Origin of the sequence: Thermus sp. LT1-2-5 (assembly GCF_040363165.1) — a bacterium.
Lineage (GTDB): Bacteria > Deinococcota > Deinococci > Deinococcales > Thermaceae > Thermus.
Map to the genome: position 1 here is coordinate 195,375 of NZ_BSRG01000004.1, position 14,207 is coordinate 209,581.

The window sequence follows — 14,207 nt, forward strand, 5'->3', positions numbered from 1 at the left end:
CCCCGCTTTCTTTTGGGGCCATGTTCTTGGTGGTGGGGCAGGGCAACCCGGGGGAGCGCTATGCCCCTACCCGGCACAATGTGGGCTTCATGGTCTTGGACCGGCTGGGCCTTTCCTTTCGCAAGAAGGGGGAGGCGCTTTTGGCCGAGGCGGAGGTGGGGGGGCAAAGGGGCTTTTTCCTGAAACCCCTCACCTACTACAACCTCACGGGCCAGGCGGTGGCCCCCCTGGCCCGCTTCTACAAGATCCCTCCCGAGCGCATTCTGGTGGTGCACGACGAGATGGACCTTCCCTTGGGCCGCCTGCGCCTTAAGGCGGGGGGGAGTCCTGCGGGAAACCGGGGGGTGGCTTCCATCGCCGAGGCCTTGGGCACCCTGGCTTTCCACCGCTTGCGCATCGGGATCGGCAAGCCTCCCACCCGGGAGCTGGGGGCGGCTTATGTGCTTTCTCCCTTCGCTCCCGAGGAGCTTCCCCTTTTGGAACGGGTGCTGGAGGTGGCCAAGGAGGCGGTGCTCTGCTGGGCGGAGCGGGGGCTTATCCCTTGCGCCGACCGCTATAACGGCCTGAACCTGCGGGAAAACCGCTAAGCTTGGGGTATGGCCGAGCCTGCCGTTTTGCTCCTTGCCGGGGGAAAAAGCCCCGAACACGAGGTTTCCCTGCTTTCCGCCGAGGGCGTTCTGCGCCATATGCCGTTTCCCACGGACCTGGCGGTTATCGCCAAGGACGGGCGCTGGCTCTTGGGCAAGGAGGCGGAAGCCGCCCTAACCGCCAAGGTGGCCCCCGAAGGCCGTCACCCCTTCCCGCCCCCTTTGGACTGGGATCGGTACCAGGTGGTCTTTCCCCTCTTACACGGGCCTTACGGGGAGGACGGGACGGTGCAGGGGTTTTTGGAGCTGTTGGGCAAGCCCTACGTGGGGGCGGGGGTGGCTGCTAGCGCCCTTTGCATGGATAAGGACCTTTCCAAGCGGGTCCTGGCCCAAGCGGGCATTCCCGTGGTGCCCTGGGTGGCCCTTTACCGGGGGGAGAGGCCTTTTGTGCCCTTTGAGCCCCCTTTTTTCGTGAAGCCCGCCAACACCGGCTCCAGCATCGGCATCACCCGGGTGGAGGACTACGCCCACCTGGAAAGGGCCTTGGCTGAGGCGTTCCGCCACGACGTCAAGGCGGTGGTGGAAAAGGCCCTACAAGGGGTGCGGGAACTGGAAGTGGGGGTTTTGGGGAACATCTGGGGCGAGGCGAGCCCCGTGGGGGAGGTGCGCTACCAAGCCCCCTTTTACGATTACGAGACCAAGTACACTCCGGGCCGGGCGGAGCTTCTCATCCCCGCCCCTTTGGACCCAGGAACCCAGGAGACCATCCAGGAGTTGGCCTTAAAGGCCTACCGGCTCCTGGGGATCCGGGGCATGGCCCGGGTGGACTTCTTCTTGGCGGAAGGGGAAGTGTACCTCAACGAGGTGAACACCATTCCCGGCTTCACCCCCACCAGCATGTACCCCAGGCTCTTTGAGGCGGGGGGGGTGCCCTACCCTGAGCTTCTCCGGCGGCTCGTGGAACTGGCCCTAGGCTAGGTGGCTGCTCCCTTTCCGGTAAGCGGGGGACAAAGGAAAGGGGCTTTAGTGGATGTTGGGGAGCGGCTGGGCCTAAAGGGGCGGCGGGTTCTTTTGCTGCACCACGATGACCTGGGGTTGACCCACGTCCAGAACGCCGCCTTTTTCGCTTTGGGTTTGCCCACGGGCAGCGTCATGGTACCGGGGGCCTGGGCGTCCCAGGTGCGGGGGGTGGACCTGGGGAAGGTGGAGCCAGCGGGGGGGCGGTTTCTCCTTCGGGAGTGGATGGCTTAGGTAGTTTTGTGGGCGCATTGGTGCCTTGGACTATAGTTGGACTAGTAGGAAGATGGAGGGGTGCGGCGGCTTGGCCCCTACCGCTTCCAGTGGGGTGAGGAGGTCTTGGACTATGCGTTCCTTCTATAGGCGCCACCACCGGAAACGGGACGGCCGGGAGCTCATCCTCTACGGCCTTGCCCCTTGGGAAGAGGCCCCTTTGCCAGAAGGGGAGGAGGCTCTGGAGCCTGCTCCCCACCTCCGCTACCATCCCTTGCGGAAGGAGTGGGTGGTCTACGCCGCCCACCGCCAGGAGCGCACCTTCCTGCCCCCAAGGGAGCATTGCCCCTTGTGCCCAAGCCGAGAAGGGGCCTTTCCCACGGAAATCCCTTTTACCCGCTTCCAGGTGGCGGTCTTTGAAAACCGTTTCCCCGCCCTGGTCTCCGTTCCCCCGCCGCCCCCTTCCGGCCTTCCCGTGGCGGCGGAGGCTGCGAGGGGTCGGTGCGAGGTGGTGGTCTACACCCCTGCCCACACGGGAAGCCTGGCCACGCTAAGCGAGGAGGAGAGGCTTCTTTTGGCCTGGGTGTGGCGGGAGCGGTACCAGGCCCTCTATAGCCTCCCCGGGGTGCGCTTCGTCATGCCCTTCGAGAACCGGGGGGAGGCGGTGGGGGTGACCCTGCACCACCCCCATGGGCAGATCTACGCCTATCCCTTCGTGCCGCCCCTTCTGGAGCGGGAAAGCCTGGCTTTCCGCGAGCGCCCTGTGCTCCAGGAGCTTTTTCCCCACCTCGAGGCCTACCGGGTGGACGAGGAGGAGGGCTTTTTGGCCTTTGTACCCCCCTTCGCCCGCTACCCTTACGAGGTCTGGGTGGCTCCCCGGGAGCGGCACCCGGGTCCTTGGACGTTCTCGGAGGAGGAGATGGCGGCCTTCGCCCGGCTTTTGGGCCGGGTGGTGGCCCGCTACGATGCCCTCTTCGGCGAGCCCTTCCCCTACGTGATGGCCTTCCACGCCGCACCCCTGGGGGAGGAGCGCACCTTTCACTTCCACGTGGAGTTCTACCCGCCAAAGCGCACAAAGGACAAGCTCAAGTTTCTGGCGGGAACGGAGCTTGGGGCGGGGACCTTCGTGGTGGACGCCCTGCCGGAGGAAACGGCGCGGCGGCTTAGGGAGGTGTTATGAGGTACCTTTTGGCCCTGGACCAAGGCACCACCTCGAGCCGGGCCATCCTGTTCACCCTGGAGGGGAGGCCCGTGGCGGTGGCCCAACGGGAGTTCCGGCAGATTTACCCGGAGCCGGGCTGGGTGGAGCACGACCCTTGGGAGATCTGGGAGAGCCAGCTTTGGGCGGCACGGGAGGTTTTGCGGCGGGCGGGGGTGGGGCCTGAGGAGGTGCTGGCCCTGGGCATCGCCAACCAGCGGGAGACCACCTTGGTGTGGGAGAGGGAAACGGGGCGGCCCCTCTACCACGCCCTCGTCTGGCAGGACCGGCGCACGGCCTCCCTTTGCGAGGCCCTGCGGGAACAGGGGCTAGAGGGGCTCTTTCGGGCCCGCACGGGGCTCCTCTTGGACCCCTACTTCTCCGCCACCAAACTCCTATGGCTGTTGGAGCGGGTGCCTGGGCTTAGGGCGCGGGCGGAGAGGGGAGAGGTGGCCTTCGGCACCGTGGACACCTGGCTCCTTTGGCACCTCACGGGGGGCAAGGTCCACGCCACCGACCCCACCAACGCCAGCCGCACCCTTCTCTTCCACCTCCAGACCCTCACCTGGGACGAAGAGCTCCTCGCCGCCTTGGGCATCCCCAGGGCCCTCCTGCCGGAGGTGCGCCCCTCGGATGGGGACTTTGGGGCCACCCTGCCGGAACTCCTCGGGGCCCCCATCCCCATCCGGGGGGTTTTGGGGGACCAGCAGGCGGCCCTCCTGGGGCAGGCGGCCTTGGGGGCGGGGGAGGGGAAGTGCACCTACGGCACCGGGGCCTTCCTTCTCCTGAACACGGGGGAGCGGCCGGTGTGGGCGGAGGGGGGCCTCCTCACCACCTTGGCCTGGCACCTTCGGGGGAAGGCCACCTACGCCCTGGAGGGAAGCGTGTTTGTGGCGGGGGCGGCGGTGGGGTGGCTCAAGGAGGTGGGCCTCCTGGGGGAAAGCGCCGAGGCGGGACGGCTGGCCGAGGAGGTGGGGGACACGGGCGGGGTGTACTTCGTTCCCGCCTTCACGGGGCTTGGGGCCCCCTACTGGGACCCCTACGCCCGGGGGGCCATCCTGGGCCTCACCCGGGGCACGGGGCGGGCCCACCTGGCGCGGGCGGCCCTGGAGGGGGTGGCCTTCTCCGTGCGGGACGTGGCCTTGGCCATGGCGGAGGCGGCGGGGCTTAGCCTCAAGGCCCTCAAGGCGGACGGGGGCATGGCGCAAAGCGACGCCTTCCTGGCCATCCAGGCGGACCTTCTGGGGGTGCCGGTGCTCCGGCCGAGGACCACGGAGACCACCGCCCTGGGGGCGGCCTTCGCGGCGGGGATAGGGGCGGGGGTACTTGCCCTTGAGGACCTCCCTGGCCTGTGGCGGGAGGAGGCCCGCTTCCTCCCCCGGATGCCGGAGGAAGAACGAAGGCGGCGCCACCGCCTCTGGCAGAAGGCGGTGGCACGGGCCCGGGCCTGGGCGGAGGAGGCCTGATGCCCTGGGAACGGGCGGCCCTTTGGGAACGGCTTAGGGAACCCCTGGACCTCCTCATCCTGGGAGGCGGGGCCACGGGGGCGGGGGTCTTGTGGGAGGCCACCCTGAGGGGCTTAAAGGCCGCCCTGGTGGAGGCGAAGGACTTCGCCGCGGGGACGAGCAGCCGCTCCACCAAGCTCCTCCACGGGGGCGTGCGCTACCTGGAACTCGCCCTCCGGCGCCTGGACCGGCGGCAGCTCCGCCTGGTGGTGGACGCCCTGCACGAGCGCCAGGTGATCCTGGACCTGGCCCCCCACCTGGCCCACCCCCTCCCCCTCCTCACCCCGCTTTTCCGCCCCCTGGAGCTCCCCTACTACTGGACGGGCCTCCAGCTCTACCACCTCCTGGCGGGGAAGCGTCGCCTCGGCCCCACCCGCTACCTCACCCCCCACGAGGTGGCGGCCCGCTTCCCCCAACTCCCCAAGACCCTGGGGGGCGTCCTCTACTGGGACGGGCAGTTCTCGGACCACCGCCTCGTCCTCGCCCTCCTCCTCTCCGCCCTCCACCGGGGGGCCATCGCCCTGAACCACGCCGAGGCCACCGCCTTCCTCCTCCGGGGGGGAAGGGTGGCGGGGGCGGTGGTCCGGGACCGCCTCACGGGGAAGGAGGTGGAGGTCCCGGCCAAGGCGGTGGTGAACGCCACCGGCCCCCTCGCCGACCGCACCCGCCACCTCCTGGACCCCGAGCTCCCTCCCCTCCTCACCCCCTCCTCCGGGGCCCACCTGGTCCTGGACTACCCCGTGCCCCTGGGGCTGCTCCTTCCCAAGACCCGGGACGGCCGGGTGCTTTTCCTCCTGCCCTACCGGGGCAGGGCCCTCCTGGGCACCACCGACCTCCCCGCACCCCCCACCCCCTGCCCCCTCCCCCGGGAGGAGGAGGTGGCCTACCTCCTGGAGGAGGTCCGGCCCTACCTGGGGGACCTCTCCCCCTATGTCCGGGCGGCCTGGTCCGGGCTTCGGCCCCTGGTGGGGCGGGGGGAGACTAGGCTCTTGGTGCGGGACCACCTCATCGCCGAGGAGCGGGGGCTCTACACCCTCACCGGGGGCAAGTGGACCACCTTCCGCCTCATGGCCAAGGACCTCCTGGACCGCTTGGACCGGGACCTCGGCCTTGGCCTTCCCCCCTCCACCTCCCACGCCACCCCCCTTTGGGGGGCGGGGCCTAAGCCCTCCCTGGACCTCCCCCCCGAGGTGGCGGAACACCTTTACCACACCTACGGCACGGAGGCGAGGGGGGTGGCCGTCTTAGGGGATAGGCCCCTTCTGCCCGGGCTTCCCCACCTGGAGGGGGAGGTGGTCTACGCCGTGCGGGAGGAGCTGGCCCAGAAGCCCCTGGACGTCCTGGCCCGGCGCCTGGGCCTGGCCCTTTGGGACCAGGAGGCGGCGCGGGCGGCCTTGCCCCGGGTGGTGGAGCTTATGGCTTCCCTCCTGGGCTGGGACGAGGGGCGGAAGGAGGCGGAACGGAAGGAGGCCGAGGCCGCCTTGCCGGGGCTTTGCTAGCCCTCTTCCGCCCGTTGCACCGCCTGGGTTTCCCGCAGGATGGCCCGCACCCGCTCCCCGGGAATGGTTTCCTCCCGCAAGAGCTCTTCCGCCAGGCGGTGCATGGCCTCGGCGTGGGCCAAAAGCACCTCCCGGGCCCGGGCGTAGGCCTCGTCCAGGATCCTGCGAATGTCCTGGTCGATGAGGCGGGCGGTCTCCTCGGAATGGTCCTTTTTCTTGGCGATTTCCTCGCCCAGGAAGATGGGGCCGGAGTCCGAGCCCCAGGCGATGTTCTTGAAGTGTTCCCCCATGCCCCAGTCCAGGACCATGCGCTTGGCGAGCTGGGTGGCCCGCTTGAAGTCGTCCTGGGCCCCGGTGGTCACGGTGCCGGTGAAGAGCTCCTCCGCCACCCGGCCCGCCATGAGGACGGAAAGCTCGTCCATGAGGTGCTCCCGGGACACCAGGACCCGCTCTTCCGGCTTGCTCCACCGGGCGCCCAGGGCCATCCCCCGGGGCACGATGGACACCTTCTCCGTCTTGTCGGCGTGGGGCAGGACCTCCCCCACCACGGCGTGGCCCGCCTCGTGGTAGGCTACCGCCCGCTTCTCCTCGGGGGAGAGCTTGAGGGCGGGGCGCTCCAGGCCGAGGACGATCTTGTCCAGGGCCCTGAGGAAGTGCTCCTTGCGGATTTTCTTTTCCCCATCCCGGGCGGCCAGGAGGGCGGCTTCGTTCACCAGGTTCTTGAGGTCGGCGCCGGAAAAGCCGGGGGTGAGGTGGGCGAGCTCCAAGGCGTCCACGTCCTCGGCGACGGGTTTGCCCCGCATGTGGACCAGGAGGATGTCCTTCCTCTCCTCCAGGGAGGGGAGGCCCACCACCACCTGGCGGTCAAAGCGCCCCGGGCGCAACAGGGCGGGGTCCAGGATGTCCGGGCGGTTGGTGGCGGCGAGGACGATGACGGAGGTGTCCTTCTCAAACCCGTCCATCTCGGAAAGGATTTGGTTTAGGGTTTGCTCCCTTTCGTCGTGGCCGCCCCCGATGCCTGCCCCCCGTTTGCGGCCGATGGAATCTAGCTCGTCGATGAAGATGATGCTGGGGGCGTTCCTGCGGGCGTCTTCGAAGAGGCTTCGCACCCGGCTCGCCCCCACGCCCACGAACATCTCCATGAACTCGCTGGCGGAAACGGAGAAGAAGGGCACCCCGGCCTCCCCCGCCACCGCCCGGGCCAGAAGGGTCTTCCCCGTGCCCGGGGGGCCCACCAGGAGGACCCCTTTGGGGATCTCCGCCCCCAGCTCCAGGTACTTCTTGGGGTTTTTGAGGAAGTCCACCACCTCCATGAGCTCCCGCTTGGCCTCCTCGTGGCCGGCCACGTCCTTGAAGGTGGTGTTCACCTTGCGTTCTTTGCCGTAGAGTTTGGCCCGGCTTTGGCCGAACTGCATCACCTGGCCTGCCCCGCCTTGGGCCCGCATGAAGAAGAACCAGAAGAAGAGGATGAGGAGGAGGGTGGGGCCCACGTAGAGGAGGAGCTGGGGCCAGAAGGAGGGGGCCTTGGTCACCACCCGGACGCCGTTCTCCTCCAGGAAGCGCAAAAGCTCGGGGTCCGCCACCTGGGCGGGGGGCAGGGGCACCTGGAAGCGGCGGGCCACCTGGCTCCCCCCTTGCGGGGTGGGAAAGCGCTCGGGCTCCTTTAGGGTGCCTAGGATGCGGGTTTCCTCCAGGGTCACCTCCGCCACCTTGCCTTGGCGCACCAGTTCCCGGAACTCGGTGTAGGAAAGGGTGGGGGCCGGGGGGCCGGTGAAAGCGCTGTAGGCCAGGTAGCCCAAGAGGAGTAGAAAGATCAGGGTAAAGGGGTTCAAGCGTTGCGGCAACATCTACCTCCCTTGCCCTATGGTAGCGCCTCACCGGGTGAGAGGACTGAAGGCTGTGGTATCCTCTAGCGGCGATGAGGGGGGTCCTCGAGGCCCTGCACCAGGGAGACTACGATACCGCCATCGATCGCCTCACCCGCAAGGCCCTTTTCGGCGCCAAGGAGGAGGCCAAGGAGGCCCTTTTGCTCCTGGCCGAGGTGTATAGCCTCTACGGGGAGGAGGGGCTGGAGCGGGCCCACAGGGCCTTGGAGGAGGCGTACGAGCTCGGGGAGCTGGAGTATAACCCCCTTTACCGGGCCCTTTTGGCCGAGCTTTTGGCCTTGGAAGGGCGGGGCGAGCGGGAGGTCCTCCCCCTCTTTCTGCCCACGGAGGACCCCCGGGCCCGTTACCATCAGGCCCAGGCCCTCTTCTACCTAGGCCGCTTCGAAGAGGTGTTGGGGACGCTTAAGGAGGGGCTTCCCGCCTTCTTGGCCTGGCGGGCGGAGGCGCTTAAGGGGAGGGCCCTAGAGCGGCTTGGCCGCCACCGGGAGGCGGCCCTGGCCTACGAGCGGGGGGCGGAGCTCGCCCTGGGGCTTGAGCGCTACTGGCTCCTCCTGGACGCCGCCGCCATGTGGGTGGAGGCGGGGGAGGGGGAGCGGGCCCTTTTGGCCCTGAAGGAGGCGGAGGAGGAGGTGGGGGAGGTGGAGGGGGCGGAGGACGCGGCCACCCGCCACTACCTGTTGGCCCGGGCCCACCTCCTGTTGGAAAACCCCAACCGGGCCCTGGATGAGGTGCAGGAGGCCTTGAGGAACGAGGAGGAAAGCGGCCATAAGGCCTACGGCACCCCCCTCCTCATGGGGCAGATCCTGCAGCGGCTAGGCCGCTACGAGGAGGCCATGGCCGCCTTCCAAGAGGCCTTGCGGCGGGCGGAAGGGGGGGAACGCCCTTACGTGCTCCACGAGATGGGGGTGGCGGCCTTGGACCAGGGGGCCTTCCTCGAGGCCGAGGAGTACCTGCGGGCCCTGGTGGAGGAGGAGGGCTACCCCTACCGGGCCCAGGCCCTGGCGGACCTGGCGGAGGCCCTCTACCGCCAAGGGCGCTACCAGGAGGCGGTGGGGGTGGCCCAGGAGGCCATGGCCCAAGGGGCGGAGGCGGCGGGGGAGCTCATCTTGGGCCACGTGGCCTACGACCTCATGCATCTGGAGGAGGCTTTGGCCCACTACCGCAAGGCGGCGGAGCTTTCCGAGGAGGGGAGCCGGGAGTGGGTGGGGGCCCAGGAGATGGTGGTGGACACCTTGGCCCAGTTGGGCTACCGCTTTCCCGAGGAGATCCTGGCCCGGGCCGAGGCGGTGCTGCCCCACGTCCACCCCGCCGACGAGTGGCACCAGGCCCTCCTGGCCTACCGGGAGCGGGCCGAGGCCATCCTGCGCCAGGGCAGGCGGCCCAACTAGCCCCGCCGCAAGGGGCTTAGGGCCTTGAGCACCTCCTGGGCCCGGAGGGGCTTGGGTAGGTGAAGGACCCGCAAGGGGCGGAAGAGGAGGCCCGGGGGGGTTTCGCTCACCAGGTACAAGGAGGCGAGCTTCCCCTCGGGGTGGGTCCGGATGCGGCGGGCCATCTCCAGGGCCTTTTCCCCTTGCAGGATGACGCCCTTGGGCCTTTCCTTGAGGAGCCTTAGGGCCATCTCCAGGTCCTTGGCCAGAAGCACCCGGAAGCGGTGGGCCTCGAGGAGGTACAGAAGAAGCCTGCGCACCACCCCGCTTTCCGCCAGGACCAGGACCAAGGGGTCTTCCGCCAAGAGGGTGGAGGGGCGCACCAAGCCCCGGCTTTTTAGCTCAAAGAGGAGGTGGTAGACCTCCTCCTCCGGCAGGCCCGAAAGCAGGGCCACGCTCCGGGCCCGCCGCACCCCGTCCAGGTGTTCCAACACCGCCCAGGCCTCCGGGGGCAAGGGGTGGCGGGTGGGGTCTTCCACCAGGTGGAGGACCTCGTCCGGGTCCACCTGGCCCCGGCGCCACTCGTCCAGGCGCCTCGCCGCCTCCATGAGGGTGGCGTCGGTGTCCAGGGTGTGGGGGAGGGCCACCTGGCTCCCCTCGGTGAGGGGCTCGGCCAGGATTTCCCCTTCCTTTTCCCCCAAAAGGGTGGCCAGGGCCTCCAGGACCTGGGCGGTGAGGGCCTCCCTGAGTTCCTCCTCCCCGATGAGGCCGAGCTCCAAGGCCAAGGCCCCCAAGGGGGTGCCGGGGTTTTCCCGGCCCTGGCGCTCCACCAAGGCTTGCACCTCCTCCAGGCTCAGGTGGCCGAGGCGCACCAGGTACTCCCCCAGGTGGGGGCCCGGCTCGGTGCGGGCGTAGAGGATGCGCCCGCCCAAGAGGTGGACCCGGCCGTAGATGCGGCCCTGGAAGGCCACCACGGCGCTTTTCCGTTGGGCGGAAAGGGCCTTTAGGAGTTCGCCCAGGTCCAGTTCCTCCAGGGTGGCCCGGATCATGCTACAGGAGGGGTTCCACGGGGGGCGGGTAGCCCAGGTGGCGGTAGGCCCGTTCCGTGGCCACCCGGCCCCGGGGGGTGCGCTTGAGGAGGCCCTGCTGGATCAGGTAGGGCTCGTGCACCTCCTCCAGGGTCCCGGGGTCTTCCGAGACCGCCGTGGCCAGGGTGGCGAGGCCCACGGGCCCGCCGCCGAAGCGCAGGATGAGGGCCTCGAGGATCTCCCGGTCCCGCTTCTCCAGGCCAAGCTCGTCTAGCCCCAAGGCGGCCAGGGCCTCCTGGGCCCTTTCCCGGGTGATGACCCCTTCCCCCGCCACCTGGGCGAAGTCCCGCACCCGGCGGAAAAGACGCTTGGCGATGCGCATGGTGCCCCGGCTCCGCTTGGCGATCTCCAGGGCAGCCTCCGCCGTGATCTCCACCCCAAGAAGCCCGGCGTCCCGCTGGACCCCTTGGGCCAGCTCCTCCAAGGAATAGTACTCCAGGTGCTCCACGATGCCGAAGCGGCTCCTTAAGGGGGCGGTGATGAGGCCTGGGCGGGTGGTGGCCCCGATGAGGGTGAAGCGGGGAAGCTCCAGGCGGATGGTCCGCGCTGCCGGCCCCTGGCCGATGACGATGTCCATCTTGAAGTCCTCCATGGCCGGGTAGAGGTGCTCCTCCGCCTGGCGGCTTAGGCGGTGGATCTCGTCGATGAAGAGGATGTCCCCCTCCTCCAAGGAGTTGGCCAAGATGGCGGCCAGGTCCCCGGGCTTCTCTATGGCTGGCCCCGAGGTGATGCGCAGGTTCACTCCAAGCTCATGGGCGATCACGTGGGCCAGGGTGGTCTTGCCCAGACCCGGGGGCCCGAAGAGGAGGAGGTGCTCCAGGGGCTCCCCCCGGGCCTTGGCGGCCTCGAGGTAGACCCTAAGCTTCTTCTTGAGCCTTTCCTGGCCGATGTACTCGTCCAGGGTCTTGGGCCTTAGGGCGAAGTCCGGGTAAACCTCCACGCCCTTTCATGATAGCCTTTTCCCGTGCGGCGCACGGTGAAGGAGTTTCGCGAGGCCAAGGGCAAGCGGCTGGTCTACCTCACGGCCTATGACTACCCCACCGCCCGCCTGGCGGAGGCGGCGGGGGTGGACGCCATTTTGGTGGGGGACTCCTTGGGCATGGTGGTCCTGGGTTACCCTTCCACCGTCCCCGTGACCCTAGAGGAGATGCTCCACCACACCAAGGCGGCCAGGCGGGGCGCGCCCGACACCTTCCTGGTGGCGGACCTTCCCTACCTCTCCTACGCCACCTTGGACCGGGCCTTGAGCGCGGCGGAGCGCCTCCTTAAGGAGGGCGGGGCCGATGCGGTGAAGCTAGAGGGGGGTGAGGAGGTGGCGGAGATCGTCCGGGGCCTGGTCCGGGCCGGGGTGCCGGTGCTGGGGCACGTGGGCCTCACCCCCCAGACGGCGAGCCAGCTAGGGGGCTACAAGCTCCAGGGCAAGCGGCCCGAGGAGGCAAAGCGCATCCTCGAGGGGGCCCTGGCCTTGGAGGAGGCGGGGGCTTACGGGGTGGTGCTGGAGATGGTGCCCGCCCTTCTGGCCAAGGAGATCACGGAGCGGCTTTCCGTCCACACCGTGGGCATCGGGGCCGGGCCCCACACCGACGCCCAGGTCCTGGTCTTCCACGACGTGGTGGGGCTTTACGGGGAGTTCAAGCCCCGCTTCGTCAAGCGCTACCTGGAGGCGGGAAGGCTCATCCAAGAGGCCCTGGCCCAGTACGCCAAGGAGGTGCGGGAAGGGGTTTTCCCTGGCCCTGAGCACAGCTTCTAGCCCTACAATGGAGGCCGTGGTGCGCTTTCAGGCGGAAGGCGTGCGCCTGGACCAGGCGGTGGCCGAGGCCTGTGGGGTGAGCCGGGCCCGGGCCCAGGCCTGGATCGCCGCAGGCCGGGTGCGGGTGGGGGAAAGGGTGGTGGAAAAGCCTTCCTACCGCCTAAAAGGGGAGGAGGTCTACGTGGAGCCTCCGGAGGAGCGGCCCATGGTGGTGCCGGAGGACCTTCCCATCCCCGTGCTCTACGAGGACGAGGACCTCCTGGTCCTGAACAAGCCCCCAGGCCTCCTCACCCACCCTGCCCCCGGGGTCTACACGGGCACGGTGGTGAACGCCCTTTTGGGCCGCTACCTGGAGGTGCCCCAGGACCTCTCTCCCGAGCGGCCCGAGTGGGTGCGCCCGGGCATCGTTCACCGCCTGGACAAGGACACCAGCGGGGTTTTGGTGGTGGCCAAGCACCCGGGGGCGGTGGAGGCCCTCTCCCGGGCCTTCCGCGACCGGCTGGTGATGAAGCGCTACCTGGCCCTCACCGAGGGGCACCCCAAGGAGGGCACCCTCATCGCCCCCATCGGGCGCCACCCGGTGGAGCGGCACAAGATGCACGTGGGGGGCGTGGCGCCCCGCTACGCCGAGACGGAGTTTAGGCTCCTCGCCACCGCCGGGCCCTACGCCTTGGTAGAGGCTAGGCCCCACACCGGCCGCACCCACCAGATCCGGGTGCACCTGAAGCACCTCAAGGCCCCTATCCTGGGGGACGAGCTTTACGGCAGGAAAAGCCCCCACATACCCCGCCAGGCCCTGCACGCCTACGAGCTCAGGATCCCCCATCCCCGCACCGGGCGCATTTTGGAGTTTTTGGCCCCCCTGCCTAGGGACATGGCCCAGGCCTGGGAAGCCTTGGGTGGAAGGTGGCCGGAAGGAATAGAGCGCGACGCCAGGTATACTTAGGCCCAATGAGCCTGCGCGCTCCGCCCCTTTTCCAGGCCGAGCCGGCTTGGGCGCACCGCCTTTACGTGGGGGATGCCCGGCAGATCCTGAGCGCCTTGCCCGAAGCCTCCGTCCACCTGGTCCTCACCTCGCCCCCCTACTGGACTTTGAAGCGCTACGAGGACGTGCCCGGGCAACTGGGCCACGTGGAGGACTACGAGGCCTTTCTGGACGAGCTGGACAAGGTGTGGCGGGAGGTGTACCGGACCCTCGTCCCTGGGGGGCGGCTTGTCATCGTGGTGGGGGACGTGGCCGTGGCCCGGAAGCGCTTCGGGCGGCACTTGGTTTTCCCTCTCCACGCCGACATCCAGGTGCGGTGCCGGAAGATTGGGTTTGACAACCTCAACCCCATCCTCTGGCACAAGCACACCAACGCTGCCTTGGAAGCGGACCGCCCCGGTTTCTTCCTGGGCAAGCCCTACGAGCCTGGGGCCATCCTCAAGACCGAGGTGGAATACATCCTCATGCAAAGGAAGCCTGGGGGTTATCGCAAGCCTACCCTGAAGCAGCGGGAGGCTTCCCGCATCCCCAAGGAGCTCTTTGCCCGCTGGTTTCGGCAAATCTGGGACGACATTCCCGGGGAAAGCACCAAGGCCCACCCGGCCCCCTTCCCCTTGGAGCTGGCGGAAAGGCTTGTGCGCATGTTCAGCTTCGTGGGGGACGTGGTTCTGGACCCTTTTGCCGGCACCGGTACCGCCCTGATCGCCGCCGCCAAGTGGGGGCGGAGGGCCCTTGGGGTGGAGCTGGTGCCCAGGTACGCCGAGCTGGCCCAAAGGCGCTTTGCCCAGGAGATCCCCGGGGTTTCCCTGGAGGTTTGGGATGGGGTTCCAGGACTTAGCCCGTGAGCTAGAGGGGGTGCTTGGGGGGATGCTCCATACCTCCTCCCAAGATAGCGGGCGCCAGGGCCGCCTGGCCGAGTACCTGATGGCCCGTTTGCGCGAGCGCCTTCCTCCTCACCTTTGGCCCTATTTGGAAGCGGAAGTCCAGGTCCGACATTCCGCACCCCTCTCCCTTGGCCTTAGGATTTTGGGATGGAAACCACACCCAACCTACAGGTGTACGACCTGGGCCACCTGGGCCTGGTGGCCAGCATCCTGGATCAGATAGGACTG

Annotated in this window: 13 protein-coding genes; 10 read left to right on the forward strand and 3 right to left on the reverse strand. The window is 68.6% G+C overall.

All coding sequences use genetic code 11. The annotated features are described in order from the left end of the window. Window positions 1-20 precede the first annotated feature (20 nt). From pth to ABXG85_RS06155, 6 genes are all read left to right on the forward strand, one after another. Window positions 21-587, forward strand: a complete 567-nt coding sequence (gene pth / locus ABXG85_RS06130; RefSeq protein ID WP_353512837.1) for an aminoacyl-tRNA hydrolase — start codon at window positions 21-23, stop codon at window positions 585-587. Window positions 588-596: 9 nt separating this feature from the next. Beyond that, window positions 597-1,565, forward strand: a complete 969-nt coding sequence (gene ddl, locus ABXG85_RS06135; RefSeq protein WP_353512838.1) for a D-alanine--D-alanine ligase — start codon at window positions 597-599, stop codon at window positions 1,563-1,565. Between the two features lie 48 nt (window positions 1,566-1,613). Beyond that, window positions 1,614-1,838, forward strand: coding sequence for a hypothetical protein (locus ABXG85_RS06140; protein ID WP_353512839.1), 225 nt, complete (start codon window positions 1,614-1,616; stop codon window positions 1,836-1,838). Window positions 1,839-1,950: 112 nt separating this feature from the next. Then, a complete protein-coding gene (gene galT, locus ABXG85_RS06145) occupies window positions 1,951-2,997 on the forward strand; it encodes a galactose-1-phosphate uridylyltransferase (RefSeq protein WP_353512840.1) in 1,047 nt (348 codons plus the stop codon). Then, window positions 2,994-4,481, forward strand: a complete 1,488-nt coding sequence (gene glpK, locus ABXG85_RS06150) for a glycerol kinase GlpK (protein WP_353512841.1) — start codon at window positions 2,994-2,996, stop codon at window positions 4,479-4,481. Before galT ends, glpK begins: the two co-directional genes overlap by 4 nt. Beyond that, window positions 4,481-6,019: an FAD-dependent oxidoreductase gene (locus tag ABXG85_RS06155; RefSeq protein WP_353512842.1), complete on the forward strand. Its 1,539-nt coding sequence runs from the start codon at window positions 4,481-4,483 to the stop codon at window positions 6,017-6,019. Before glpK ends, ABXG85_RS06155 begins: the two co-directional genes overlap by 1 nt. Here the strand turns inward: ABXG85_RS06155 and ftsH are convergent. Further along, on the reverse strand, window positions 6,016-7,863 hold the full coding sequence (gene ftsH / locus ABXG85_RS06160) for an ATP-dependent zinc metalloprotease FtsH (protein WP_353512853.1): 1,848 nt from the start codon (window positions 7,861-7,863) through the stop codon (window positions 6,016-6,018). The genes ABXG85_RS06155 and ftsH overlap by 4 nt on opposite strands. 74 nt (window positions 7,864-7,937) lie before the next feature. On the opposite strand from ftsH, the gene ABXG85_RS06165 reads away from it, so the two are divergent. Continuing rightward, window positions 7,938-9,293, forward strand: coding sequence for a tetratricopeptide repeat protein (locus ABXG85_RS06165; RefSeq protein WP_353512843.1), 1,356 nt, complete (start codon window positions 7,938-7,940; stop codon window positions 9,291-9,293). Here the strand turns inward: ABXG85_RS06165 and ABXG85_RS06170 are convergent. Together ABXG85_RS06170 and ruvB are read right to left on the reverse strand one after the other, a co-directional pair. Beyond that, the gene (locus ABXG85_RS06170) at window positions 9,290-10,321 is read right to left on the reverse strand and encodes a DUF4388 domain-containing protein (RefSeq protein WP_353512844.1); all 1,032 of its coding nucleotides are present in this window, start codon (window positions 10,319-10,321) and stop codon (window positions 9,290-9,292) included. The genes ABXG85_RS06165 and ABXG85_RS06170 overlap by 4 nt on opposite strands. Window position 10,322: 1 nt before the next feature. Beyond that, window positions 10,323-11,300, reverse strand: coding sequence for a Holliday junction branch migration DNA helicase RuvB (gene ruvB / locus ABXG85_RS06175; protein WP_353512845.1), 978 nt, complete (start codon window positions 11,298-11,300; stop codon window positions 10,323-10,325). A gap of 24 nt (window positions 11,301-11,324) precedes the next feature. On the opposite strand from ruvB, the gene panB reads away from it, so the two are divergent. Genes panB through ABXG85_RS06190 form a run of 3 tightly spaced genes read left to right on the forward strand, consistent with a single transcriptional unit; the run spans window position 11,325 to window position 13,940 of the window. Further along, entirely contained in the window at window positions 11,325-12,110 is a 786-nt protein-coding gene (gene panB / locus ABXG85_RS06180; protein ID WP_353512846.1) for a 3-methyl-2-oxobutanoate hydroxymethyltransferase, read from the forward strand. A 16-nt stretch (window positions 12,111-12,126) separates the two neighbouring features. Further along, complete coding sequence (locus ABXG85_RS06185) at window positions 12,127-13,056, forward strand: RluA family pseudouridine synthase (protein ID WP_353512847.1); 930 nt, start codon at window positions 12,127-12,129, stop codon at window positions 13,054-13,056. Window positions 13,057-13,061: 5 nt separating this feature from the next. Continuing rightward, a complete protein-coding gene (locus ABXG85_RS06190) occupies window positions 13,062-13,940 on the forward strand; it encodes a DNA-methyltransferase (protein ID WP_353512848.1) in 879 nt (292 codons plus the stop codon). Window positions 13,941-14,207: the final 267 nt, after the last annotated feature.

Bases quoted from the DNA above. Each gene is read 5' to 3' on its own strand.
- pth (WP_353512837.1), top strand. From the start codon at position 21: ATGTTCTTGGTGGTGGGGCAGGGCAACCCGGGGGAGCGCTATGCCCCT.
- ddl (WP_353512838.1), top strand. From the start codon at position 597: ATGGCCGAGCCTGCCGTTTTGCTCCTTGCCGGGGGAAAAAGCCCCGAA.
- galT (WP_353512840.1), top strand. From the start codon at position 1,951: ATGCGTTCCTTCTATAGGCGCCACCACCGGAAACGGGACGGCCGGGAG.
- glpK (WP_353512841.1), top strand. From the start codon at position 2,994: ATGAGGTACCTTTTGGCCCTGGACCAAGGCACCACCTCGAGCCGGGCC.
- ABXG85_RS06155 (WP_353512842.1), top strand. From the start codon at position 4,481: ATGCCCTGGGAACGGGCGGCCCTTTGGGAACGGCTTAGGGAACCCCTG.
- ABXG85_RS06165 (WP_353512843.1), top strand. From the start codon at position 7,938: ATGAGGGGGGTCCTCGAGGCCCTGCACCAGGGAGACTACGATACCGCC.
- ABXG85_RS06170 (WP_353512844.1), bottom strand. From the start codon at position 10,321: ATGATCCGGGCCACCCTGGAGGAACTGGACCTGGGCGAACTCCTAAAG.
- ABXG85_RS06190 (WP_353512848.1), top strand. From the start codon at position 13,062: ATGAGCCTGCGCGCTCCGCCCCTTTTCCAGGCCGAGCCGGCTTGGGCG.